We start from the raw sequence: 24,243 nt of genomic DNA, 5'->3' as shown, positions 1-24,243 counted from the left end.
CGGCTCTCGCCGGTGATCCGCATTCCGTCCATGAGACACGCCCCAAAAATTCTGCTTGCGCTCAGGCCGATACTGTATAAAATCACAGCATACTGTTTAAACATACAGTGCCCGGTCAGACGGATGCAGGATAAAGGATCGACCGATCCTCTTACCCGAAACCCCGCGACCCCGCACGGAACGGCGATCCCATGGCGACCCTGACACCCCGGCAGCAGCAGATTTTCGATCTGATCCGCAACACGATCCGCCGCACCGGCTTTCCGCCCACGCGCGCCGAAATCGCCGCAGAGTTTGGCTTCTCCTCGCCCAATGCCGCGGAAGAACACCTGAGGGCGCTGGCACGCAAGGGCGTGATCGAACTGACCCCGGGCGCTTCACGCGGCATCCGCCTGAAGGTGGCACGCAGCGATTCGGAAATGCCCGACCAGTTTTCGTTGCCGATGGCCGGCGTGATGCAGCTGACGCTGCCGCTGGTGGGCCGCGTTGCTGCCGGCAGCCCGATACTCGCCGCCGAGCATATCGACCGCCAGTACCAGGTCGACGCCTCGGTCTTCGACGAACGCCCCGATTACCTGCTGCGAGTGCGCGGCCTGAGCATGCGCGATGCCGGCATCCTCGACGGCGACCTGCTGGCCGTGCGCCGCGCCAGCGAAGCCGCCAACGGCAAGATCGTGGTGGCGCGCCTGGGTGATGACGTGACCGTCAAGCGCCTGCAGCGGCGCGGTGGCCATATCGAACTGATCGCAGAAAACCCGGACTTCACCAACATCATCGTGGAGCCTGGTGAGGAGTTCTCGCTGGAAGGCATCGCCGTCGGGCTGATCCGATCTTCCGGCTTCTAGCCGGGCACCGCAGGCCAACCGCCTGCGCGGGCCCACCCGCTTCCATTGCTTTGCAGACGCCGCCCGGCTTGCCGGGTGTTGACCCCGCTTTGCCTAAAAGAGGTGCCACCATGCCGCAAATCCACCAAGTCGCCGCCCGTCGCCCGGTCAAGCCCGTGCCGTTCCGCCAGAGCAAGGGCGTACGCGTCTACCAGGGTACGCAGCGCCGCACCATGGTCGGCAGCATGGCGGCGATCTGCCGCATGCTTGAACTCGAAACCGCCGAAAAGCTGGCCGCCTGAAATCTGCCGGCTGTCTCCTAGCAGCTGCGGGCGCCGCCCTCAGCTACGCGGCGCACACGCCTTGGCTTCGGCTTCCAGCTCCGTCGGCGTCAGCTGCGGGAACCACGTATCGCTCTTGCGCAGCTCCAGCGCCGTACCATCCGGCTTCGCCGTCAGCGAAATCAGATAGGCGTATTGGTATTCACCGCCAGACGTGGTCTGGCCGATGCGGATCTCGGTCTGGCTCTTCGCCGGATAGTTGACGACCGCGGCGTCATCGCCCAGATTGTTGCGCAGGCATTTCGCAACCTCACCCATCTTGGCGGGCGTGAACAAGCGCATCGGCGCACGCGCGCGAATGTCCTTTTCAGAAGTGCCGGTGGCACACCCTGCCACCATGGCTGCCATCGCTACGCCAACCGCTGCCGCTCGAACAGACATACCGCCCCCGGGAAATGCAGAACGGCGCCCTCGCGAGGCGCCGTTCTGGGAAATGCTTTGGGGTGGCTGATGGGACTCGAACCCACGACGACAGGAATCTCAATCCCCGCATCAATCGCCATTTTCCCCTTTGGAATCAACGCTTTCGGCCTCGTTTTTTTCCCATGAACGCTCAATTTTTCACAAGCATTCATGCGGCTTCTACGGGTGCCGTGGGAAAAATTGTAACCCGTGCGAGCCCCATGCGCCACCTCAATTTTTGGCCCGCAAACGGCGCCCCTTGCCTGCAGCAACCCCCGAGACATACCCGACCACCACCGGCGCAAACTTTCCGTAGCCCGCCTTGTACGCGGCTTTTTTGCATGATTTTTGCATGGCGGAGCAAGGAGGGGATGACCACTGTGGCCGAGATCTGGCGGAAAGAAGCAGTGATCTCTAAAGCGTGCCGGAGACCGCCGGCGTCATGGCTTACACCACGCCGCCATCCGGGATCGAGCGAGCCGAAACAGATCGGGAATCGTCGTTGTGCTTAATGATCTCGGCCATCTCCGCGCGCGAGACATCCACGATGTCGTCAAGCTCAAGCCCTTCTGCATACGTAAGCGCCTCTTCACCGCGCGCAATATGAAAAATCGTGCCCCGCCAGCTGTCCACGCCGTCCCCGGGACCGGATAGGCGGATGCCAAACTCGACATCCTGATCAAGGACGCGAACGGTCACTAGATCTCCCACGTCAACTTGAATACCGTCAACCGCGTATTCTCGGGCCACGACTATCACGGGCCGTTGCGTGTAGCCTCTGGCGAATATCGCTTGCATTTTTCGCTCCCGCTGAGCGCATCGCCCCAAACTGCAGAGGCAACCGGGACATCCACGACAGGCGTGGGACCGCTTGTTCCTGCGCTTTGACTGCAATGCATCGAGCTCGCTACACTGCGACGGCGAGGTACAGCCCGCCCAGAATGATCAGCCCAGCAACCAGCGCGAAGTAATAGCGCGCGCCGTGCACGGGGAGTTCTGGGTGGCCGGGTAGGTGAGAAACGTGGCGCTTCATCGCGGTTAGCGTGCAGAAGACTGAGTTAAGCATAGGCCTCTGAGAACAGGAACGCCATGTTGGCACCGGCGCCTGACGACGGCTCGAATACACCCTCCCTTCGATCTCTCGACCCGACCGAGGGCTTTTTTGTGCACGGATCGGCGGTTTTGCACAACGTATAGCGCGCTTTCCTGACACGAATGCGCCTCTGACCAGCTATTTGCCATCTCCATCCACGAAGGTAGGAGGTTGCCCGACATCGAGTTCGACTCATCGCGCCTACAACGAAGACATGCCCCAACCAAGGAGGTGCATTAATGTCTGTCAATACCGTCCAGGTTGTGCTGACCGAAGAATCCCGATGGGCCGTAGAAACCGATGATCCAAGCGGCACGCGTGTAACCTATCCCTCCCGCGGCGCAGCGATTGCCGCAGGCGTTCAAATGGCAATGGCGCAGGATGCCGTCCTCACGATCCATGGCGTGGAAAACGAGCCAAGTGAGATCGATTTTCGCGATTGCGACGCGAGCGCGCTCACTTGCATCCGTGATGCCGATTAAGGTCATGCCCTCAGTTGGATTCTAAGTGGGCGGTCCTGCGACACGCCTGCCTCCACTTCGGGCCCTCGCCACCCTGGTCGAGGGCTTTTCTTTTGCCAGACAGGCCCGATTGAGCATCTGTCCAACATTGATTGCTCATGTGTAGGCCCTAGACTCGAATTGCATACTGATGCGGGGGTCCCAAAATGCGACACGTTCACATCATGCCGCATCTCGGCCATTGGGACATCTGTCGAGACGGCAGTCCGAATATCCCGTTCACTACGAAAGCGGACGCCGTCCGTGACGGCTGGACAGCCGCCTGTGCCGAACGCGTCGATCTCTACGTTCACAGGCTAGACGGGACAATGCACCGGTACTTGAGCCGGGTCGATGGAACCAATCCAGAGCGCGACGAAGAATAGCGCCGGCATGCTTGCTGGGAAGAAACGCCTGATCGTCTCGTCTGGGTCGCCGGCGGCTAGCGCGTTGCCGAGTTGGTCGACGGCGATCAGCACGTTTCAGAAGTAGCGCTTCATCACTCCCCTCCTTCGCGGGGCGGCCAGCAGCGAACTCGCCGGCCACCCGGCCGCGCAGACCCTTCGGCGCCCCTTTCAACATCCGATCTGCGCTCGGCGTCGCCATCTGCTTGACGCGGCTCTGCAACTGGCGCCCGTTGATCAGGATGGGTGATTCCGGGTTCTTTTCGTTCCAGCTATGCAGCCAGGCTGACGCCCGGTCCTGAATGCCCTTGTCGCGCTCGGCCAGGCCGCGCGACCAGAGATCCAGGATGTCGGCTTGCGTCTTCTGCACCCGGGCGATGTCCTGGCGCGTCGGCATGCGGCGGCGGGTGAGTACCGACATCGACAACGGCGGCTCGGCATTTCCCACGTCGTTCAACAGGGACTACCCGAACGAGATAGTTGGCGGCATGACCCTTCGCGACTACTTCGCCGCGAAGGTTGTCGTTGGCGATGAAATCGGCGTCCGCTATGCGGAGCAACTGCTCGGCCGCGCCATGCCTGACTACGCCGCCCACCCGCTAGCCAACGCGATCTTCTGGGCTGATGCGCGCGCCCGCCTCCGCTACATCGAGGCCGACGCCATGCTCGCCGCTAGGGAGGCAGCATGACAACCCTGAAGGCATACGAGGTCCACTTCGCCGCCATGGACATCCGCCCCGCAGCGATCACCACGAAGCTCGAGCGCAGGTCCGCCGACGCCTACGACTTCGCGGCGCACGCCAACCCATCGACCACCCACCGTCACTACGATCGGCGCAAGGTCAAACGGGCAGCAGCAACAGAATAAGGGAGCAGAAAACAGAAACGGCGCCAGTGGCGCCGTGGGGAAATTCCGCATCATGGGACGGTTAGAAAGCCCGTAAGGCCTTGATGCGAAAGAAAATTTGGGGTGGCTGATGGGACTCGAACCCACGACGACAGGAATCACAATCCTGGACTCTACCAACTGAGCTACAGCCACCGTAGAGGTCATCAGCGCGTTACGTTGCTGATCGACGAAAACCAAGATTATACAAACAGTTTGCCGGAATGGCTAGTATTCCGCACAATTTTTTTGAGAGAAAAGCTCAGGTTCTGGACGGGCTCCACTTTGCTTCAAGCAGCACTGCCTGCTTGATGGCTTCGACGGTCTCCGCTTCGGTATCGAACTGCCCCAACAGGCGGCGCGACTTGCCGTTCAGCACAGCTTCCTGCAACGCCTTGCCAGCAGCTTCCGAAGTGCCGGGATGCCAGCAGTAGCGTGCCGTCCATTTGCCGTCCTGCAGTTGCTCGGCAACCCAGATCACCCGGAAGTCTTCATAGACAACGCCGAACGGCGCTTCGTTTTCCACGTTTTCTTTTTCCACGCTGCTCCCCCTGCCGGCTCGGTCCGCGTGCCATGCCTTGTCTCGCCTGGGGCTATGCGAGGGATCGTATCACGGCCGCCGACCAGGGCGTCCGCCCGGCGCGCTGGCACCTTCGCGCCTGCCGCTGATTCGCTCGCGGAAATATGCTGTGCACAGCCCCTACCTCTGCAGGGTTCATGCCGCAAATGCGCGAAGCGATACTTGTGCCTGAGGGACATTGACCCCCCTCGACCTTCCCGTCAGGCGGCCCCCCCCATCGGGCCGCCTGCCTCTTTTTGGCCACCCTGCCTTCTCATTGTCGTGGCGCCAGCACCTGGCGAAGGAACCTCACGAGCATCTGAGAGCCCAATCGACGTCATCGACAAAATCGACACGTCTACGAACGGCAGGAAACGGGAATGCAAATCAAGTGTAGATGGCCAGCGCGGATTCTTGCGCTGACGGCATTGGCGGCCTTGCTCGGCGGATGCGCTGGCGGCGGGGTCGACGGCAGGGAATCGAGCATCACGACGTACGGCACGCTGGACGTAGGCATCAGCCATACGCGCTAGCCTGCTGGCGTGACCGATGGAACTCTTTACGGGGACAACCGTCTAATCCCCTCGTCGGCGCAAGCAAAGCGAGCGCGCAAAAAAAGAGTCCGCAGCGCGGACTCTTAAATTTAGCGATCTCAAATGCCCTGAAGGCGGTTGCACTGTAACTGTCATGCTGGGAATGCACCATTCGGGTAAACGAAGAGCAACAAGCCTGGCGTAGCAACAAGAGTACTGCGACGAAAAAAAAGCCCGCCGAAGCGGGCTAATAATCAGTTGAAGAAAGCCCTGTATTCGAGGGCAGGCACAGTGTATGAAAGTGCCCTGCCTCAGCGAATTAGGGGAATCCCTTTCCTGGCGCCGGTTTCCGGGCGATCAGGCATTGCAAGTGCGGCGCGCGGTACCCCCGCGCAGCCATGCACATTTTCACGATTCGGAGTTAGAGCGCGGCCTCGGCAGAACGCGCAGCCCACGCTCGCTTACGCGGCCAGAGGCTCTTGTGCCTGCGGCCGCAAGTGCGCGCGCGCCTCTTCGAACAGTGCATCCACATCGGCTCGCGTGCGTGCCGCATTCATGCGCTTGGCATCCGACAGCACGCGGCGCCAGCCACGCCCGCCCGCGATGCCACGATGCAGGCCAAGCATGTGGCGCGTGACCGCGCCCATATAGCCACCCCGCTCCACCAGGTCGCCGATATAGCGCTGCATCGCCAGCTCGACATCGAGCCGCGACGGCGCCGGCGCACTCGCATCGCCATAGAAGCGCGCATCTATTTCGGCCAATACATAGGGCTGATGGTATGCCTCGCGACCGATCATCACGCCATCGACGTGCTCGAGGTGGGCCGCCACCTCGTCATAGCTGACGATGCCACCGTTGATCAGGATCTCCAGCTCAGGAAACTCCTGCTTCAGCTGGTACGCCACCTCATAGCGCAGCGGCGGAATCTCACGGTTTTCTTTCGGGCTCAGGCCCTTCAGGATCGCATTGCGCGCGTGGACGATAAACGTGCCGCAACCCGCCTCGGCCACCCGGCCGACGAAATCACGAACAAAATCGTAGTGCTCGATCTTGTCGATGCCGATGCGATGCTTGACGGTGACCGGGATATCCACCGCATCGCGCATCGCCTTGACGCAGTCGGCCACCAGTTGCGGCTCGGCCATCAGGCACGCGCCGAAGGCCCCGCGCTGCACGCGCTCGGACGGGCAGCCGCAGTTCAGGTTGACTTCCGCATAGCCCCACTGCTGCCCCAGCTTGGCCGCCATGGCAAGATCTGCCGGCTCGCTGCCGCCCAACTGCAGCGCGACCGGGTGTTCGGCCGCATCGAAGTCCAGGTGGCGCGGGACGTCGCCATGCAGCAGCGCGCCGGTGGTCACCATCTCGGTGTACAGCCAGGTGTGGCGGCTGAGCTGGCGGTGGAACATGCGGCAATGGCGGTCGGTCCAGTCCATCATCGGGGCCACGGATACCCGGCGCGGGCTTGCAGCAGCGATCTTCCCTTGATAATCAGTCATTTCACAACGATCCGCCTGGACCGATATTCCTACTTAGAAAAACTCAAAAACTGCCTCGTCAGCCTGCCGGGAAACGGCAAGTTCGCTGATGAGCGGAAGCGCTTGAGTTTACCATCGAGGGCAGATCGAGATCGATCGAAGCAACACAGGTGCACTCGCGATGCTGAAACGGCTCCTTGGCATCACTCCGCGTGCACGGCTTAACTGGGCTATAGAAGACGTGCAGCACAGATAACATGCACATTCGGACTGCGCTGATTGATTCCCGAAGCCCTCTGCGTGCAAATGGGAACGTGCGCGCCCGCCCCTGACAGGGGCCCCGCACCACCGCGCGGCAGGATGATTTTCAACGCTGGGAAATTACAAGCATCTTCAACAGAGCTGCCTGCATTCTCAGGCTCATCAACATCAAAGGCCGGGCGATGGCCGGGCTGTACGACAGCCTGGGGAACCCGGCGCATTGGGTTGCAGCCACGCCCGGGGACAAACGTGTTTGGCCGAAGCAATTTCACGATCCACGGCGGAAGCTACCCTGGCTCTGCAGGTTGCATCGACCTCACCAGTTCAATGAATTCCTTTGCCAAGGAGTTTTTGTACTAAGCGAAAGACATGGAACTGGAAGTTCGCTATTAAGGCTGTCGGTTCCATCATCCTCGGTCTCGTCGCCATGCTGATGCTGGTAGAGATACGGGGAGCCTGAACAGGCCCTGAGAACTATCCGTTCGGCGGCCAAGGACCATCTGCGGCGATGTGGGCATATCAATCACAGGCGAACTACCTGCTGTCGTGCTTCGCACTCCTGCTTGGTTGCTCACTTGCAATTTGGGCGTTGCTGGCAATGAACCGCAGCATTTGGCTGCGCTGGCTGGCCGGGATGCCGGTGCTTCTCCTCTGGGCATGGATGGCACTCGATGGTTCTCGACTCGACCTCTGAACGTTCGCTGACAGGAGCCGGGGCGGATGCGCACGCCTTCGTAACCTGACACGTCCCCCCAAACCGCGGTTACAGGCTACCGCGTCGAGGTTCACAGCGCCCGGCCCCCGCAGTATCACCGCGGCGCAGTCCGCTCGATCCAGCCTGCAAACGTCGTCAGAAATTTGCCGAGAAAGCCCTTGGTCGATTCATTGGCGATCCCGCCCTGCTCATCAAACAGCTTGTCGACGCCGCTGATATACGCCTCAGGCTGCTGCAGCATCGGGACATTGAGGAACACCATCGACTGGCGCAGGTGCTGGTTGGCACCGAAGCCACCGATGGCGCCGGGCGAAGCGCTGATGACGGCGCCAGGCTTGCCGTCCCAGACGCTGCTGCCGTAGGGCCGCGAGCCCACGTCGATGGCGTTCTTTAGCGGCGCGGGCACGGAGCGGTTGTATTCCGGGGTCACGAACAACACGGCGTCGGCGCGGCGGACGCGGTCGCGGAACGTGGTCCAGGCCTGGGTAGGTTTGTCGTCCAGGTCCTGGTTGTACAGCTGCAGCTCGCCGATCTCGACAATCTCCAGCTTGAGTTGCTGCGGCGCCAGCGCGATCAGCGCCTTGGCCAGTTTGCGGTTGTATGACTCCTTGCGCAGGCTTCCCACCAGTACAACGACATCACGAGGATTACTCATTGCGGCTCCTTTGACTGTGTGGACGGAATGACGCGGACGGCGCACGCGGCCAGGGTTGGCCTGGCCGCGTGCGCCGGTCCAGCCGTCACTCTACCCGAGTCGGCGCCGCCACGTCCTGCGCAGCGGATGTCAGGCAGTCTTGCCGAGCGACGCCAGCGGATGTTCCTCGGCGCGCCACGGGCTGTCGAAGAACGACAGCACCTTCTCGCGGCTGACATCATCAAGCCGCGCATGCTGCCAGCGCGGCTTGTGGTCCTTGTCGACAGCCAGTGCGCGGATGCCCTCGACACCGTCGCCGTTGCGGAACACGTAATGCATCATGTCCAGTTCCATGCGCAGCTCGTCTTCGAGCGACATGCTGCGCGCACGGCGGATCTGCTCCAGCGTCACGCACAGCATCAGTGGCGAGCGGCTGCGCAGCATGGCGGCGGTCTGCGCGGCCCAGTCGCCCGGGGCGTCGCTGACGACGGCGAGGATGTCCGGCATGGTGTTGCCCGCGAACAGGCTGTCGATCTGCGCCGACAACCCGGCCAGCGTGCTTTGCGCCGGCACGCAGTCATCGCGGTGCGCAGCGGTAAAGCCTTCGATGTGCGCCAGCACGGCGTCGCCGCTGGCAAACTGCTGCGTGCGCAGCGAATCGACCAGCTCGGCCAGCCGGTTGCCCGGCAGATAGGCGTCGGCCAGCCCGGCGTAGAGTGCGTCGGCGGCATGGATCACGGTGCCGGTCAGCCCCAGGTACTCGCCGATGCGGCCCGGCGTGCGCGCCAGGAACCAGCCGCCGCCCACATCCGGGAACAGGCCGATATTGGTTTCCGGCATCGCCATCTTGGTGCGATCGGTGACCAGGCGCAGCCGCGCCCCTTGCGAGATGCCCATGCCGCCGCCCATCACCACGCCGTCCATCAGTGCGATATAGGGCTTGGCATAGCGGTGGACCAGGAAGTTCAGCGCGTATTCTTCGACAAAGAACTGGTCGAGCAGCGGATCGCCTTCGTGCGCAGCCTTGTGAAAATAGCGGATATCGCCCCCGGCGCAGAAGGCCTTGCCGCCGGCACCGGTAACCACCACGGCCGCCACCTCGGGTGCGGCGGCCCAGGTCTGCAGCGCCTGGGTGATGGCGCGGATCATGTCGAGCGACAGGGCGTTGAGCGCCTGCGGGCGGTTCAGCGTCAGGTATCCGATGCCACCGCGGACCTCGGTCGTGACGAATTCAGTCATGTCGTACTCCTCCAATACAACTCGCGATTTTACGCCAGTCGCATCGGCAAGCGCACCCCTGTGGGCAGCTTGCTGCGCATGTGCAGTCACTGCGCATGCGCCCGGCACCGTCAGGCCAGCCGGAACGTCGCCACCAGCGAGGTCAGGCGCTGCGCCTGGTCTTCGAGCGATGCCGCCGCGGCGGCCGCCTGCTCCACCAGCGCCGCATTCTGCTGCGTCATGCTGTCCATCTGCGACACCGCCACGTTGACCTGCTCGATGCCGTTGGACTGCTCGTCCGAGGCCGCGCTGATATCGCCGATGATGGCGCTGACACGCTGCACCGCGTCGACGATGTCCTGCATCGCCCGGCCGGCGTCATCGACCAGCCCCGAGCCCTCACGCACATTGGCCACCGAGGCGCCGATCAGCGCGCGGATCTCCTTCGATGCGCCGGCGCAGCGCTGCGCCAGGTCGCGCACATCGCCAGCCACCACGGCAAACCCCCGGCCGTGCTCGCCGGCACGCGCGGCTTCCACGGCCGCGTTCAGCGCCAGGATATTGGTCTGGAACGCAACCTTCTCGATCACGTCGATGATGTCGACGATCTTGCCCGAGCTGGCATCGATAGATTGCATGACGTTGACCACGCGCAGCACGGCCTCGCTGCCGCGCTCGGCCAGGCTCGCGGCATCCGTTGCCAGCCCGCGGGCCTCGCGCGCGCTGTCGGCATTCTGGCGCACGGTACTGGTCAGTTCCTCCATGCTGGAGGCGGTCTCTTCCAGCGAGGCCGCCTGCTGCTCGGTACGCTGCGACAGGTCGGCGTTGCCGCTGGCGATCTGCTTGCTGGCCGAGGCAATCGAGTCCGCGCCGCCACGCACGTCGCCCACCATGGCCACCAGGCTGGCCTGCATCCGTCCCAGCATGCCGAGCATGCGCGCGGTCTCGTTGCGCGCCGACTCATCGGCCAGCACCTCGCCGCCGGAAGCGGCGACGCTCAGGTCGCCACCCGCGATCTTCTCGAAACGCCCGATCGCAGTATCCAGCGGCTGCACGATCGAACGGCGCAGGCGCCATGCCACCACGGTGCTGAATGCCAGGCCCACTGCCAGCACGCATGCCGACAGCGCGAACAGGTTGCGATAGCGTTGCTGCGATGCCTCGTAGACCTGCTTGGCGCTGGCCACCTGCAGCTTGTTCAGTTCGGCATTGACGGCGGTGAAGGCGATGTCGAGCTGCGGGATGGTTTCGAGCACGGCCTTCATCACGCCATCGCGGTCGCCGGCATGCAGCGCAGTGATCATCGGCGCGACACCCTGCTTGAAGAGCGCATCGCGCCTGGCGGTGACATCCTCCACCGCCCTGGCTTCGTCAGCCGAGCGCGGCAAGGCGAGATAGGCCTGCCAGGCCTTCTCTGAATCGCGCGCAAAGCCTTCCGCGGTCGCAGCGCGCGCCTTGGCATCGGCGGGGTCCGTGGCGAAGGTCGCCTGGTCCAGCAGTACGCGCACCAGCAGCTGGTTCGAACGCGCTTCGGCCAGGTTGACCGCGGCCGACAGCTGCTGCCCATAGATCTGGTGCGTCGCCTCGTTGCTGCGCGACATGCCGAGCCAACCCACTGCGCCGACAATCAACAACAACAAGTTTGTGACGATGGTGAGGAACCACAATCTGGCTCCGATGGTAGTGTTCTTGAACATGAAGGCTCCGGGGGAAGAGGAATCGGGGAAATCGGGAGCGCGAGCCGCGCCGCCGCCCTGTTCAACTACGGCACGCTGGCTGCGTCCTTTACCGGTATTCACCACCTTCACACGCGTGACAGAATTGCGTGGCAGTACAGCAATCCACCATGTGGCGGATGCGCCGCGAGACCCCGCGCAGCGCCGTTTGGAGGAACCCCTCGTGGCAATTCCATGCGGAATATGCAAACTGGCGGCATGAACACTGAATCGCTCGATCCCGGACTGGTGCTGCTGGCCTTTGCGCCAGTGTTCCTGCTGACCATCGGCGCCGAGGCATGGTACTGGGCCCGCCGCGACCCGACCGTCTACAGCCTGCGCGACACCGTATCCAACGCAGCGCTGGCGCTGATGCACCAGGCCTCGGATGCGTTCTTCCTCTGGCTGATGATCCGCACGGTCTATACCTGGTGCTACCAGCACGGCCTGCGCGCCATGCCCGAGACCCTGTGGTCATTCGCGCTGCTATTGCTGCTGCAGGACTTTCTCTATTACTGGTTCCACCGCGCCAGCCACCGCGTGCGCTGGCTGTGGGCTTCGCACGTGACGCACCATTCGTCGGAAGGCATGAATTTCTCGACGGCGTTCCGGCAGAGCCTGACGTATCCGCTCTCAGGCATGTGGCTGTTCTGGATTCCGCTGGCATGGATCGGCTTCACGCCGGACTGGGTGATCCTGGCGGTCGGCGTGAACCTGGCCTTCCAGTTCTTCGTGCATACGCGGCTGGGGCAACGCTGGCAGCTGATCGAGTCGCTACTGAATACGCCATCGGTCCATCGCGTCCACCATGCGAAGAACCCGCAGTACATCGACCGCAACTACGCCGGTGTGCTGACGATCTGGGACCGCCTGTTCGGCACCTTCGTCCCCGAGCATGAGGCCCCGGTGTACGGCATCACCCGCCAGGTGCGCACCCATAACCCGCTGACGCTGACCTTCCACGAATGGCGTGACATGTTCGCCGATGCCTGGCGCGATCGCGACCTGCGCTACCTGTGGAAGCCGCCCGAGTGGCGCAGCCCGCGCGCACCGGCACTGGAGCCGCTGCCCGGCACGCAATAAAAAACCGCGCCTTCGGGGCGCGGTTTTTTTATTGCCGGCGTCAGCGCTTATGCGCCTTCGCGGGAAGCACGCTTGCGCTCGTGCTCCTTCAGGTGGCGCTTGCGCAGGCGGATGCTCTTGGGCGTGAGCTCGACCAGTTCGTCGTCGGCGATGAATTCCACCGCATATTCGAGCGACATCTGGATCGGCGGCACCAGGCGCACGGCTTCGTCTGTACCCGAAGCACGAACGTTGGTCAGCTGCTTGCCCTTGATCGGGTTGACCACCAGGTCGTTGTCGCGGCTGTGGATGCCGATGATCATGCCTTCGTACAGCGCATCGCCCGGCTTGACGAACATGCGGCCACGGTCCTGCAGCTTCCACAGCGCGTAAGCCACGGCGTCGCCGTCGTCCTGCGAGATCAGCACGCCGTTGTGGCGCTCGCCCAGGCCGCCCTCGCGCACCGGCGCGTAGTCGTCGAAGATATGGCTGATCAGGCCGGTGCCGCGCGTCAGCGTCATGAACTCGCCCTGGAAACCGATCAGGCCACGGGCCGGGATGCGGTATTCCAGGCGGGTACGGCCCTTGCCGTCCGACGCCATGTCGAGCAGTTCGCCCTTGCGGCGGCCCAGCTCTTCCATCACGCCGCCCTGGTGGCTGTCTTCGACGTCCACGGTCAGCAGTTCGTACGGCTCGCACTTGACGCCGTCGATTTCCTTGAACACCACGCGCGGACGCGACACGGCCAGCTCGTAGCCTTCGCGGCGCATGTTTTCCAGCAGGATGGTCAGGTGCAGTTCACCGCGGCCAGACACTTCAAAGATGGTGTCGTCGCCGGTATCGGCCACGCGCAGCGCCACGTTGGACTTCAGTTCGCGGTCCAGGCGCTCGCGCAGCTGGCGGCTGGTCACGAATTTGCCTTCACGGCCGGCCAGCGGCGAGGTGTTGACGCAGAAGTTCATGGTCAGCGTCGGCTCGTCCACCTTCAGCATCGGCAGCGCGTCCTGGGCCTCCGGCGCGCACACGGTGCAGCCGATACCCAGTTCTTCGATGCCGTTGATCAGCACGATGTCGCCGGCTTCGGCCTCGGACACGATCTCGCGCTCCAGGCCCTGGAACTTCAGCACCTGGTTGATGCGGCCCTTGATCGGGTTGCCTTCCGGGCCGAACTTGACCACCACGTCCTGCAGCGGACGGGCGCGGCCACGCGAAATGCGGCCCACGCCGATCTTGCCGACGTAGCTGGAGTAGTCCAGCGAGATGATCTGCAGCTGCAGGGGGCCGTCCCGATCGTCGTCACGCACCGGCACCTTGTCCAGCACGGTCTCGAACAGCGGCTTCATGTCGCCGTCGCGCACGTCTTCGGTCAGGCCGGCAAAGCCGTTCAGGCCCGAGGCGTAGATCACCGGGAAGTCGAGCTGCTCGTCGGTGGCGCCCAGCTTGTCGAACAGGTCGAAGGTCTGGTTGATGACCCAGTCCGGGCGCGCGCCCGGGCGGTCGATCTTGTTGACCACCACGATCGGCTTCAGGCCCAGCGCCAGCGCCTTGCGCGTGACGAAGCGGGTCTGGGGCATCGGGCCCTCGACCGCGTCGACCAGCAGCAGCACGCCGTCGACCATCGACAGCACGCGCTCCACTTCACCGCCGAAGTCGGCGTGGCCCGGGGTGTCGACGATATTGATATGGGTGCCGTTGTACTCGACGGCACAGTTCTTCGCGAGAATCGTGATCCCGCGTTCCTTTTCCAGGTCGTTCGAGTCCATCACCCGCTCGGCGACTTGCTGGTTGTCGCGGAAGGTGCCTGCCTGGCGCAGGAGCTGGTCGACCAGGGTGGTCTTGCCATGATCGACGTGGGCGATGATGGCGATATTTCGGATGGCGCGGGTCATTGCTGCGTCTCGCTTTGGAGAATCTGAGGTAACCCAACATTCTAGCATGTTGCAGCGCAAGACGCGTTGATCGGAACCGCCACTTACCGAATGAATATCATTGCGAAAAGTGGAATAACCAATTTCCGTTCTTGCTTATCGTTAAACGTGAACATATATTTGCCTCAGCAAAGATTGCAAAGGCAAAGATGTCACGGCCCCCTTCCTCCGATCAACCAGCCGAATCCACGGCCGGCCTGTTCGATCCCGCCCAGTACCAGATGTGCGACAGCGTCGGCTACCTGATGCAGCGCGCCAGGAACATGCTGGCGCACGGGGTCGAGCAGGAAGTCAGCAGCCTGGACATCACGCAGGCACAAGCCAGCTGCCTGATGATGCTGGCCACCGGCCGCGCCTCGACCGTCACCGACCTGGGCCGCGAACTGAATACCGACATGGGCTCGGTCACGCGCCTGCTCAGCCGCATGGAAAAGCGCGGGCTGATCGAACGCCGGCGCCGCGACGCCGACCGCCGCGTGGTCGACCTGTCGGTCACGCCACAGGGCCAGGAACTGGTGGAACGGCTGCCCGCCATCTTCTGCAAGGTACTTGCCCACCACTTCCGCGGTTTTTCCGAGGATGAGATCCAACTGCTGCGCAGCATGCTGCGACGGATCATCGAAAACAACAGCGGGTAGCGGGCGTGCCTGCCGGCTTCCGGCAAGCCAGAACGTCCGGTCAACCGGACCCCGCAACAGCCCGTAGAAAAAAACAGCATGGCTCCGGCAACGGAGCGTCATCATGAAACCAGCTCTCACTCCCCAAGCCTCCCAGCCAGCCCGCACAAGTGCGCTCGTGCGCCGCGCCGGCACACTGGCGCTGACCGCCGTGGCCGTGGCGGTGCTGGCCGGCTGCGCGGCCCTTGGCAATTCGCACAGCACGCAGACCGTGGCCGACCCGGCCACGATGGCCACCTCGCAGACCTTGCCCGACGAGCATGGCCAGTGGCCCTCGCAGGACTGGGTCGCGCAGTTCAAGGACCCCCAGCTGAGCGCCCTGGTCGATGAGGCGGTCAAGGACAACCCGAGCCTGCAGGCCGCGTTCGCCCGCGTGGAAGCCTCGCGCGCCATGGCCGATGCCACCCGCAGCGCGCTCTATCCGCACCTTGAGTTCGAAGGCAGCCTGATCCGCCAGCGCTTCTCCGAGAAAGACCTGTTCGAAGGCACCCCGCTGGCGGGATCGTGGCAGAACCAGTCGCGCCTGCAGGTGGGCCTGTCCTATGACTTCGATTTCTGGGGCAAGAACCGCGACGCGCTCGAAGCCGCGCTCTCCGACGACCGCGCCGCCGAGGCGGAAAGCCAGGCCTCGCGCCTGATCCTGGCCACCTCGATCGCCCGCAACTACGCCCGCCTGGCTGCGCTGTATGCCCAGCACGACGTGGCAGAGCGCGCCATCGCCCAGCGCAGCGACCTGACCGAGCTGTCGCGCCAGCGCCTGGCCGCCGGCCTCGACACCCAGGTCGAGACCACGCAGGCGCGCGGCACGGTGGCTGCTTCGCGCACCGACCTGCAGCGCGTCGACGAGGAAATCGCCCTGGCGCGCAACCAGCTTGCAGCGCTGCTGGGCAAGGGCCCGGACCGCGGCCTGCAGATCCAGCGCCCGGTGCTGCTGGCGCAGGCCACGCCGACGCTGCCCGACAACCTGACCATCGGCCTGCTGGGCCGCCGGCCGGACCTGGTGGCGGCACGCTGGCGCGTGGAGGCGGCGTCCAAGGACATCAGTGTCGCCAAGAAAGAGTTCCTGCCTGACGTCAGCCTGACCGCCTTTGCCGGCCTGGCCGCGCTGGATCCGTCCAACCTGCTGATGGGCGTCAGCCGCACCTTCGGCATCGGCCCGACCATCCGCCTGCCGATCTTCGAAGGCGGCAAGCTGCGCGCCAACCTGAAGGGCAAGTACGCCGGCTACGACATCGCCGTGGCCAACTACAACCAGGCCCTGGTCGATGCGCTGCGCGAGACCGCCGACACCATGACCAGCATCCGCAGCGTCGACAAGCAGATCCAGACCCAGCGCGAAGCGCTGGACCTGGCCGAGCACGCCTATGCGCTGGCCACCACCCGCTACAAGGCCGGCCTGGGCACGCAGCTGACCGTGCTGAACGCCGAGAGCAATGTGCTGCAGCAGCGCCGCCTGGCGACCGACCTGCAGGCGCGCCGGCTGGACCTGCAGATGGGCCTGATGAAGGCGCTCGGCGGCGGCTACGAGGAGCCTGCGGAAGGCCACGAGAGCGCGGGCCACGGACCGGCGCAGCAACAGCACAACACCCAGGCGGGCGCCCGCGGCTGATCCGCGCACCCAGTGATCGAAGACACGATTATTCAGAAGACATCATGAGCAACAACCAGCAAGCGGCCGGCACCAACGCCCCCCAGCACCCTGCCCAGCAAGCGCCGGCCACCACCAACAACAACGGCAAGCGCAAGCGCATGCTGCTGTCGCTGACCGCGGCAATCGTGGTCGCCGGCATCGGCTATGGCGTTTACTGGGGCATGTACGCCCGCCACTTTGAAAACACCGACGACGCCTATGTCGCCGGCAACGTGGTCCAGGTCACGCCGCTGGTGGGCGGCACCGTGGTGTCGATCTCCGCCGACGACACGCAGCTGGTCACCGCCGGCCAGCCGCTGATCCAGCTTGATCGCGCCGATTCGCAAGTGGCACTGGAACAGGCCGAGGCCCAGCTGGCACAGGCCGTGCGCGAAGTGCGCACGCTGTACGTCAACAACGGCTCGCTCGCCGCCAACGTGGCGCTGCGCGAAGCCGACGTGGCCAAGGCCCGCGACGACCTGCGCCGCCGCCAGGCCATCGCCGGCTCGGGCGCGGTCTCGAATGAAGAGATCTCGCATGCGCAGTCCGCGCTCAAGGGTGCGGAGTCGGCGCTGCTGGCCGCGCGCGAGCAGCTGGCGTCGAACAAGGTGCTGACCGACCAGACCACGGTGGAGAAGCACCCCAACGTGCAGCGCGCCGCCGCCAGCCTGCGCTCGGCCTACCTGTCGTTCGCGCGCTCGGCCATGCCGGCGCCGGTCACCGGCTACGTTGCCAAGCGCTCGGTGCAGGTCGGCCAGCGCGTGGCCGCCGGCGCGCCGCTGATGGCCGTGGTGCCGCTGGACCAGGTCTGGGTCGACGCCAACTTCAAGGAAGTGCAGATCACGCATATGCGCATCGGCCAGCCGGTGACGCTGGAAGCCGACGTGTACGGCTCCAAGGTGGAATACCAGGGCAAGGTCGCAGGCTTCTCGGCAGGTACCGGCTCGGCCTTCTCGCTGCTGCCGGCGCAGAACGCCACCGGCAACTGGATCAAGGTGGTGCAGCGCCTGCCGGTGCGCATCGCGCTTGACCCGCAGCAGCTCAAGGACCACCCGCTGCGCGTGGGCCTGTCGATGACCGTCAAGGTCGACGTGCGCCGCGAGGAAGGCGCCGCCATGGCCCCTGCCGCGCCGGCCAAGCCGATGCAGACCGATGTCTACGACAAGGTTGCGCAGGACGCCGACCAGCTGATCGCGCGCATCATCGCCGCCAACAACGGCGGCCGCAGCACCGGCCTGCCCTCGGCCAGCGCCGCCAACGCCAAGCCCGCCAACACCTGACCATGGCCATCTCCCCCTCCGCCGCGCAGTCCGGCGGCAGCCAGGCGCCGGCGCGGCCCGTCCGGCCGCTGGCACCGCAGCAGCCGCAGCCGCTGACCGGCGGCAAGCTGGTGGTCGGCACCATCGCGCTGTCACTGGCCACGTTCATGAACGTGCTGGACTCGTCGATCGCCAACGTATCGATCCCGGCGATTTCAGGCGACCTGGGCGTGGCGCCCAACCAGGGCACATGGGTCATCACCTCGTTTGCGGTGGCCAATGCGATCTCGGTGCCGCTGACCGGCTGGCTGACCACGCGCTTCGGCGCGGTGCGGCTGTTCATCACCTCGATCCTGCTGTTCGTGCTGGCATCGTGGCTGTGCGGCGTCGCTCCCAACCTCGAGACGCTGCTGGCCGCACGGGTCCTGCAGGGCGCGGTGGCCGGGCCGATGATCCCGCTGTCGCAGTCGCTGCTGCTGTCGAGCTATCCGCCGCAGAAGAGCACCATGGCACTGGCACTGTGGGGCATGACCACGCTGGTGGCGCCGATCATGGGCCCGCTGCTGGGCGGCTGGATCTCGGACAACATGACCTGGCCGTGGATCTTCTACATCAACGTGCCGGTGGGCATCGTCACGGCCTATGTCACCTGGGCCATCTACAAGGACCGCGAAACCCCGACCAGGGTGCTGCCGATCGACCGCATCGGCCTGGCGCTGCTGGTGATCTGGGTGGGCTCGATGCAGCTGATGCTCGACAAGGGCAAGGAACTGGACTGGTTCCACTCGACCGAGATCGTGGTGCTGACGCTGGTGGCGATTGTCGGTTTCCTGTTCTTCCTGATCTGGGAAAGCCATGAGAAGCACCCGGTCGTCGATATCAGCCTGTTCAAGGGCCGCAACTTCAGCGCCGGCGTGGTCGCCATCTCCGTGGCATACGGGCTGTTCTTCGGCAACCTGGTGATCCTGCCGCTGTGGCTGCAGACGATTGTCGGCTATACGGCCACGGACGCGGGCATCGTGATGGCGCCGGTAGGGATCTTTGCGATCCTGCTGTCGCCGCTGATTGGCAAGAACCTGCCGAAAATGGATGCCCGCTGGGTGGCCACGGCCGCGTTCATCACCTTCGGCATCGTCAGCCTGATGCGCGCCGGCTTCACGACCCAGGTGGACACCCGCACGCTGATGATCCCGACCCTGATCCAGGGCGCAGCCATGGCGATGTTCTTCATCCCGTTGACCTCGATCATCCTGTCGGGCCAGCCGCCGGAAAGGATTCCGGCGGCGTCAGGACTGTCCAACTTCGTCCGGATCACGTTCGGGGCCATCGGCGCTTCGATTTCGACCACGCTCTGGGAAAACCGGACGGCGCTGCACCATGCGCAACTGGTGGAACAGGTCACCCCGTACAACCCGGCCTACCACGACCAGCTCAACCACCTGATGCAGATGGGCATGAGCCAGGCCCAGGCGATCGGCGTGATCGAGCGCAATATCACCCAGCAGGCGGCCATGCTCGGCGCCAACGATATCTTCTGGATCTCGGGGATGCTGTTCTTCGTGCTGATCGGCTTTGTCTGGCTGACGCGGCCGGCCAAGGGCGGCGGCGGGTCAGCGGATGCGTTGGCGGCGCACTGACCCCACCTCTCCGGTTTTCAAGAACTTGGCCCCTGATCGGGGCCGTTTTTTTTTGCTTCGCCGCGGCGTTGCCGCGCCGGGAATGTCCCCCTTGTGTTCCTGTCTTCGTGCCTCTATTATTTGCAAACCAATTTACGGAACCTTGGTTCCAAAAAATGAAACCATAAACAGGTAAGAAGACGTGGAGCATGGAGCGGCGGAGTGAGCATTCTTGAAGGCGTGGAAAGCGTCCTGGACATGTTCGGGCATCACCGGCACGAGATCACTTTTAACGATGTCCTGGACGAACTTGGCCTTGCCAAGAGCTCGGCCTCGCGCCTGCTCGCCCAGATGGTGCGCTACCGCCTGCTGGAACTGCAGCCGTCCACGCGGCGCTACCGCCCTGGCGCGCTGCTGATCCGCGCCGCGCAGGCTGCTGCACAGGCGCATCCTTTCGACGAGCAATGCCGCGAGATCCTGGCCACGCTGTCCGATGCCACCGGCTTCACCGCCTACCTGTCGATGCTGGACGGCACCGACACCGTCGTGCTGCAACGCCTGAACGGAAGCAACCCGGTGCAGGTGCTGTCACCGCCCGGCGCACGCCGGCCGGCATTCACCACAGCGATGGGCCGGGTACTGCTGTCGCGCCTGCCCGAGCCTGAATTCAACTCGCGCTATGGCGCCGCCGGCACCCGCAAGCTGCCGGATGCACCCGCAGGCTGTCCCGCCACGGTCGCCGAGCTGCGCGAGCGTGTGGCGACGGCCCGCGCCGAGCGCAGCGCCATCGCCGTGAATGAAGGCATGCCCGGCATCGGCGCCGTGGCCGCCACGCTGGCAGATCCGCTCTCAGGCGACGTGCGTGGGCTGTGCCTGTCTTTCACCGCGATGCAGGTCAGCCAGGCCCAGGCCCAGGCGCTGCGCGCGACGCTGGTGCAGGCCGTGGCACCCGTGGGACAGCGCATCGGCGACCCACTGTGGCTCGACGCCACCCCACTTATCTAGACTTCGCCGCAACGACTTATGGAACTCCTGTTACTCAGCAACTCCAGCAGCGACGCCGGCTACCTGGTCCACGCCCAGGCGGCAATCCGGGACCTGGCCGCCGGCCGCAAGACTGCCTGCTTCATCCCGTTCGCCGGGGTCACGCGCGACTGGGACACCTACGAGACGTTGGTCCGCGACGCCTTCGCGCCGGTCGGCATCGCGGTGCAATCGCTGCACCGGCAGGCCGAGCCGGCGGCAGCCGTGCGCGCCATCGAGGCGGCTGAACTGATCGTCGTTGGCGGCGGCAACACGTTCCGCTTGCTGCAATGCCTGCGCGAGCGCGGCCTGCTGGCGGCGATCTCGGCGCGGGTGCGATCCGGTGCGGCGCGCTATATCGGCTGGAGCGCTGGCGCCAACCTGGCCTGCCCGACCATCAGCACCACCAACGACATGCCGGTGGCCGACCCGGGCGGCCTGGACGCGCTGGCGCTGGTCCCCTTCCAGATCAACCCGCACTACTTCAACCTGGTCGTGCCCGGCTTCCGCGGCGAAACGCGCGACCAGCGCCTGGCCGAATTCACCGTGCTGCAGCCCGACATGCCAGTGCTGGGGCTGCCCGAAGGCAACTGGGTGCGGGTCTCGGACGATCGCCTCGAAATGGGCGGCGCCCATCCCGCGCGCTGGTTCAGGGGCGCGGACATTGCCGACGTGCAGCCCGGCGCGCTGTCGCTGCCGCGCTGAATTTGCCGGCCTGAGTCCCTGCGTACAGAACCCCACCCCAGCCCCAGGAAGTCAAGCAAGATGTCTATCAAGCAGGTTATTGAATCGATCGAGCTGCTGTCGGCAGCGAATGTCGACGGCGCAGCCGTCGCCTCACTGCTGCGCTCGCGCGGCCTGGACGATGTCACCGTCACGCGCGTGGAAGAGAACGGCCTCTACACCGATTTCCTCGCCTGCACGGTGCCCGGACAGAACCCGGACGCGCCCGCACTTGGCGTGGTGGGCCGGCTGGGCGGCGTCGGTGCACGCCCGGCCGTGACGGGACTGGTGTCCGATGCCGACGGCGCCATCGTGGCCGTCGCCAGCGCGTTGAAGCTGGCCGACATGGCCGCCACCGGCGACGTGCTGGCCGGTCCGGTGCGCATCCACACCCATATCTGCCCGCATGCCGCCACACGGCCGCATCATCCGGTGCCGATGATGAAATCGCCCTTTGCGATGCGCACGATGATGTCGCATGAGGTGCACCCGCGCATGGCGGCGATCCTGTCGGTCGACACCACGCGCGGCAACCGCCTTGTCAACCGCCGCGGCGTGGCGCTGACGCCGGTGGCCAAAGAAGGCTGGCTGCTGCGCCTGCCGGAGCGGATGCTGGACCTGATGGGATGGGTCAGCGGCGAACTGCCGATGGTGTTGCCATTGACCACCCAGGACATCACGCCGTATGAGAACGGCCTGTGGCACGTCAACTCGATCATGCAGCCGGCCATCGTGACCCCTGCCCCGGTGGTGGGCGTGGCGCTGACCGCGCAGACCACTGTGCCAGGCTGCGCAACCGGCGTCACCAACGCCTTCGACATCGACGTGGCGACGCGCTTCTGCATCGAGGTGGCGAAGCAGTTCGGCCAGGGCCAGTGCGACTTCTACGACGCGGCCGAGTGGGCCGAGCTGCAGCGCCGCTATGGCTCGCTGGCCCATCTGCAGACCGTGGGAACCGAGGCATGAACACGCCTGCCGCACGCCAGCCACGCGTGGCCTTCGTCACCATCGGGCAGGCGCCCAGGACAGACGTGGTCCCGCAGATGATTGCCGACCTGGGCCTGCCGGCCACTGTGGAAGAGTTCGGCATCCTGGACGCGCTGGGCCCGCAAGATATTGCCGCGCTGGCGCCCGCGCCCGGCGAGTACCGCTTTGCCAGCCGGCTGCGTGACGGCACGCAGGCGGTGATGGGCAAGCCGGTGGCCGAGGCCATGCTGGCCCGGCTGATGACCTCGCTGGACGACGGCCGCTTCGACGCCCTGGTGCCGCTGTGCACCGGCACCGCCCTGCCGCCGATGCGGACCCTGGTCATCGAACCGCAGCAGGTAGTGGACCATCTGACCGTGGCGCTGGCGCAGGGCTGCAAGCGGCTCGGCATCGTATTGCCGCTGGAGGCCCAGGTAAGCAGCTTCCACCTGATCCAGCCGGTGCCCTGCGAACTGCGCGTCACCCATGCCTCGCCTTATACCGACGCCAGCACCGATCGCTTCGCGCAGGCGGGCGAGACGCTGCGCGGCTGCGACCTGGTGGTGATGCACTGCATGGGCTACACCGAAGCCATGCGGGCCGAGGTGGCGCGCCATGCCGGCGCGCCGGTGCTGCTCTCCAACCGCATGGTGGCAAGGCTGCTGGGACAGGTACTGGCTGGTGCCGCGGCCTGAATCCAGGCACGAAGCGAATCCATTTTCGGGTAAGGGCAAGCCCGCTGACAGATTGCCCATGACACTGCTGGAGTGGAAGTAACAATGAAACAGGTGGCGAAGTGGATGGGGCCGCTGGCACGCGGCATGATGTGGATGAGCCTGGGCGCGGCGGTGATCCCGGGCGCGCAGGCGCAGGAGTGGAAGCCGGCCAAGCCGGTGCGCCTGCTGGTGGGCTTTGCGCCCGGCGGCTCGGCCGATCTGCTGGCGCGCCTGGTGCAGGCGCCGCTGTCGGAAAGCCTGGGGGTTCCGGTGGTGGTGGAGAACGTGCCGGGTGCGGGTGGCAATATCGCCGCCGACAAGCTGGCCAAGGCCCCGGCCGACGGCTACACCATCGGCATGGGCGCCGCCGGCGCGATGGCGGTGACCCACGTGCTCAACCCCAAGGGCACGCCATACAAGGCGGATGATTTCACGCCCATCGCCATGCTGGCCACCCAGCCGAATGTCGTGATCGTCAATCCGGCCCTGCCGGTCAAGACCATGGCCGACTTCGTCGCCTACGTCAAAAAGACGCCGCAGGTCACCTACGGCACCGCCGGCGTCGGCACGTCAAATCACCTGATTGCCGAAACCATGCTGCACCGTCTTGGCATCGACATGGTCCATGCGCCGTACAAGGGTGCCACCCCGGTGATCACCGACCTGATGGGCGGGCATATCGCCATGACGGTCGACAACATCACCACCGCGGCGACGCTGGCCAAGACCGGCAAGGTCAAGGCGCTGGCAGTCACCGGCAGCAAACGCTCGCCCCTGTTGCCGGAGGTGCCGACGCTTGCCGAGAGCGGACTGAAGGACTTCAACATGCCGACCTGGCAAGGCATCTTCGGGCCGAAGGACCTGCCGAAGGCAATCGTGGTCCGCTACAACCAGGCGCTGGTCAAGGCCTTGGCGAACCCGGAAGTCAGGAAGAAGATGGCTGAATTCGGCTCCGAGCCCGTGGGCGATACGCCGGAGCATTTCGCCGGGTTCCTCGCCCAGGACCGCAAGATGTGGGCCGATGTCATCAAGACGGCCAAGATCACGCTCGAGTAATTGCTGACGGGGCGGCCATTTACG

24 protein-coding genes and 1 tRNA gene are annotated in these 24,243 nt (G+C 64.8%); 16 read left to right on the top strand and 9 right to left on the bottom strand.

The window, feature by feature from the left end:
* The first annotated feature begins 191 nt into the window (after positions 1-191).
* Together lexA and AC3WQZ_RS15855 are read left to right on the top strand one after the other, a co-directional pair.
* A complete protein-coding gene (lexA, locus tag AC3WQZ_RS15860) occupies positions 192-845 on the top strand; it encodes a transcriptional repressor LexA (RefSeq protein WP_013957143.1) in 654 nt (217 codons plus the stop codon).
* 110 nt (positions 846-955) lie between these two features.
* Entirely contained in the window at positions 956-1,126 is a 171-nt protein-coding gene (locus AC3WQZ_RS15855) for a hypothetical protein (protein WP_010809510.1), read from the top strand.
* Between the two features lie 39 nt (positions 1,127-1,165).
* Here the strand turns inward: AC3WQZ_RS15855 and AC3WQZ_RS15850 are convergent, their stop codons facing one another.
* Entirely contained in the window at positions 1,166-1,513 is a 348-nt protein-coding gene (locus tag AC3WQZ_RS15850) for a hypothetical protein (RefSeq protein ID WP_011615589.1), read from the bottom strand.
* 501 nt (positions 1,514-2,014) lie between these two features.
* A complete protein-coding gene (locus tag AC3WQZ_RS15845) occupies positions 2,015-2,365 on the bottom strand; it encodes a hypothetical protein (protein ID WP_011615590.1) in 351 nt (116 codons plus the stop codon).
* 534 nt (positions 2,366-2,899) lie between these two features.
* Here AC3WQZ_RS15845 and AC3WQZ_RS15840 point away from each other — a divergent pair.
* The 4 genes from AC3WQZ_RS15840 (at position 2,900) to AC3WQZ_RS15825 (ending at position 4,432) form a co-directional block, all read left to right on the top strand.
* Positions 2,900-3,142, top strand: a complete 243-nt coding sequence (locus AC3WQZ_RS15840; protein WP_011615591.1) for a DUF2188 domain-containing protein — start codon at positions 2,900-2,902, stop codon at positions 3,140-3,142.
* A 185-nt stretch (positions 3,143-3,327) separates the two neighbouring features.
* On the top strand, positions 3,328-3,546 hold the full coding sequence (locus tag AC3WQZ_RS15835; RefSeq protein ID WP_081050264.1) for a DUF2188 domain-containing protein: 219 nt from the start codon (positions 3,328-3,330) through the stop codon (positions 3,544-3,546).
* A 395-nt stretch (positions 3,547-3,941) separates the two neighbouring features.
* Positions 3,942-4,253, top strand: coding sequence for a hypothetical protein (locus AC3WQZ_RS15830; protein ID WP_136227780.1), 312 nt, complete (start codon positions 3,942-3,944; stop codon positions 4,251-4,253).
* Positions 4,250-4,432: a hypothetical protein gene (locus AC3WQZ_RS15825; protein WP_010809504.1), complete on the top strand. Its 183-nt coding sequence runs from the start codon at positions 4,250-4,252 to the stop codon at positions 4,430-4,432. The genes AC3WQZ_RS15830 and AC3WQZ_RS15825 overlap by 4 nt, the downstream gene beginning before the upstream one ends.
* Before the next feature lie 98 nt (positions 4,433-4,530).
* Here AC3WQZ_RS15825 and AC3WQZ_RS15820 read toward each other — a convergent pair.
* From AC3WQZ_RS15820 to AC3WQZ_RS15795, 6 genes are all read right to left on the bottom strand, one after another.
* Positions 4,531-4,606, bottom strand: a tRNA-His gene (locus tag AC3WQZ_RS15820).
* A gap of 106 nt (positions 4,607-4,712) precedes the next feature.
* Positions 4,713-4,991: a hypothetical protein gene (locus AC3WQZ_RS15815; protein ID WP_011615592.1), complete on the bottom strand. Its 279-nt coding sequence runs from the start codon at positions 4,989-4,991 to the stop codon at positions 4,713-4,715.
* Positions 4,992-6,003: 1,012 nt separating this feature from the next.
* Positions 6,004-7,041 carry a tRNA dihydrouridine(20/20a) synthase DusA gene (gene dusA / locus AC3WQZ_RS15810; RefSeq protein WP_439668027.1) on the bottom strand — a complete coding sequence of 346 codons (1,038 nt, stop codon included), beginning with the start codon at positions 7,039-7,041 and terminating at the stop codon, positions 6,004-6,006.
* 1,049 nt (positions 7,042-8,090) lie between these two features.
* Positions 8,091-8,651: an NADPH-dependent FMN reductase gene (locus tag AC3WQZ_RS15805; RefSeq protein WP_010809499.1), complete on the bottom strand. Its 561-nt coding sequence runs from the start codon at positions 8,649-8,651 to the stop codon at positions 8,091-8,093.
* A 129-nt stretch (positions 8,652-8,780) separates the two neighbouring features.
* The gene (locus AC3WQZ_RS15800) at positions 8,781-9,869 is read right to left on the bottom strand and encodes an enoyl-CoA hydratase/isomerase family protein (protein WP_492300856.1); all 1,089 of its coding nucleotides are present in this window, start codon (positions 9,867-9,869) and stop codon (positions 8,781-8,783) included.
* 110 nt (positions 9,870-9,979) lie between these two features.
* Positions 9,980-11,545: a methyl-accepting chemotaxis protein gene (locus tag AC3WQZ_RS15795; RefSeq protein WP_058697169.1), complete on the bottom strand. Its 1,566-nt coding sequence runs from the start codon at positions 11,543-11,545 to the stop codon at positions 9,980-9,982.
* Positions 11,546-11,782: 237 nt separating this feature from the next.
* On the opposite strand from AC3WQZ_RS15795, the gene AC3WQZ_RS15790 reads away from it, so the two are divergent.
* Positions 11,783-12,646 carry a sterol desaturase family protein gene (locus AC3WQZ_RS15790; protein ID WP_011615596.1) on the top strand — a complete coding sequence of 288 codons (864 nt, stop codon included), beginning with the start codon at positions 11,783-11,785 and terminating at the stop codon, positions 12,644-12,646.
* A gap of 47 nt (positions 12,647-12,693) precedes the next feature.
* Here the strand turns inward: AC3WQZ_RS15790 and typA are convergent, their stop codons facing one another.
* Positions 12,694-14,514 (bottom strand): translational GTPase TypA, encoded by a 1,821-nt coding sequence (typA, locus tag AC3WQZ_RS15785; protein ID WP_010809495.1) that lies wholly within the window; start codon positions 14,512-14,514, stop codon positions 12,694-12,696.
* A 188-nt stretch (positions 14,515-14,702) separates the two neighbouring features.
* Between typA and AC3WQZ_RS15780 the strand changes: the two genes are divergently transcribed.
* The 9 genes from AC3WQZ_RS15780 (at position 14,703) to AC3WQZ_RS15740 (ending at position 24,219) form a co-directional block, all read left to right on the top strand.
* Complete coding sequence (locus AC3WQZ_RS15780) at positions 14,703-15,191, top strand: MarR family winged helix-turn-helix transcriptional regulator (protein ID WP_492300855.1); 489 nt, start codon at positions 14,703-14,705, stop codon at positions 15,189-15,191.
* 103 nt (positions 15,192-15,294) lie between these two features.
* Complete coding sequence (locus tag AC3WQZ_RS15775; protein ID WP_011615597.1) at positions 15,295-16,839, top strand: AdeC/AdeK/OprM family multidrug efflux complex outer membrane factor; 1,545 nt, start codon at positions 15,295-15,297, stop codon at positions 16,837-16,839.
* A gap of 44 nt (positions 16,840-16,883) precedes the next feature.
* Entirely contained in the window at positions 16,884-18,140 is a 1,257-nt protein-coding gene (locus AC3WQZ_RS15770; protein WP_011615598.1) for an HlyD family secretion protein, read from the top strand.
* Positions 18,141-18,142: 2 nt separating this feature from the next.
* Positions 18,143-19,756: a DHA2 family efflux MFS transporter permease subunit gene (locus tag AC3WQZ_RS15765; RefSeq protein ID WP_011615599.1), complete on the top strand. Its 1,614-nt coding sequence runs from the start codon at positions 18,143-18,145 to the stop codon at positions 19,754-19,756.
* Between the two features lie 201 nt (positions 19,757-19,957).
* Entirely contained in the window at positions 19,958-20,740 is a 783-nt protein-coding gene (locus AC3WQZ_RS15760; protein WP_011615600.1) for an IclR family transcriptional regulator, read from the top strand.
* 18 nt (positions 20,741-20,758) lie between these two features.
* Positions 20,759-21,463, top strand: a complete 705-nt coding sequence (gene pepE, locus AC3WQZ_RS15755) for a dipeptidase PepE (RefSeq protein ID WP_010809489.1) — start codon at positions 20,759-20,761, stop codon at positions 21,461-21,463.
* A 60-nt stretch (positions 21,464-21,523) separates the two neighbouring features.
* Positions 21,524-22,447 (top strand): DUF1177 domain-containing protein, encoded by a 924-nt coding sequence (locus AC3WQZ_RS15750; protein ID WP_058697172.1) that lies wholly within the window; start codon positions 21,524-21,526, stop codon positions 22,445-22,447.
* Positions 22,444-23,142: an AroM family protein gene (locus AC3WQZ_RS15745; RefSeq protein WP_010809487.1), complete on the top strand. Its 699-nt coding sequence runs from the start codon at positions 22,444-22,446 to the stop codon at positions 23,140-23,142. The genes AC3WQZ_RS15750 and AC3WQZ_RS15745 overlap by 4 nt, the downstream gene beginning before the upstream one ends.
* Positions 23,143-23,226: 84 nt before the next feature.
* Positions 23,227-24,219, top strand: coding sequence for a Bug family tripartite tricarboxylate transporter substrate binding protein (locus AC3WQZ_RS15740; protein ID WP_439668031.1), 993 nt, complete (start codon positions 23,227-23,229; stop codon positions 24,217-24,219).
* Positions 24,220-24,243 lie beyond the last annotated feature (24 nt).

It is taken from the genome of Cupriavidus sp. FW305-26 (assembly GCF_058787975.1).
The sequence above is the reverse complement of the archived record's forward strand: the minus strand, read 5'-3'. Positions and strand labels throughout refer to the sequence as shown.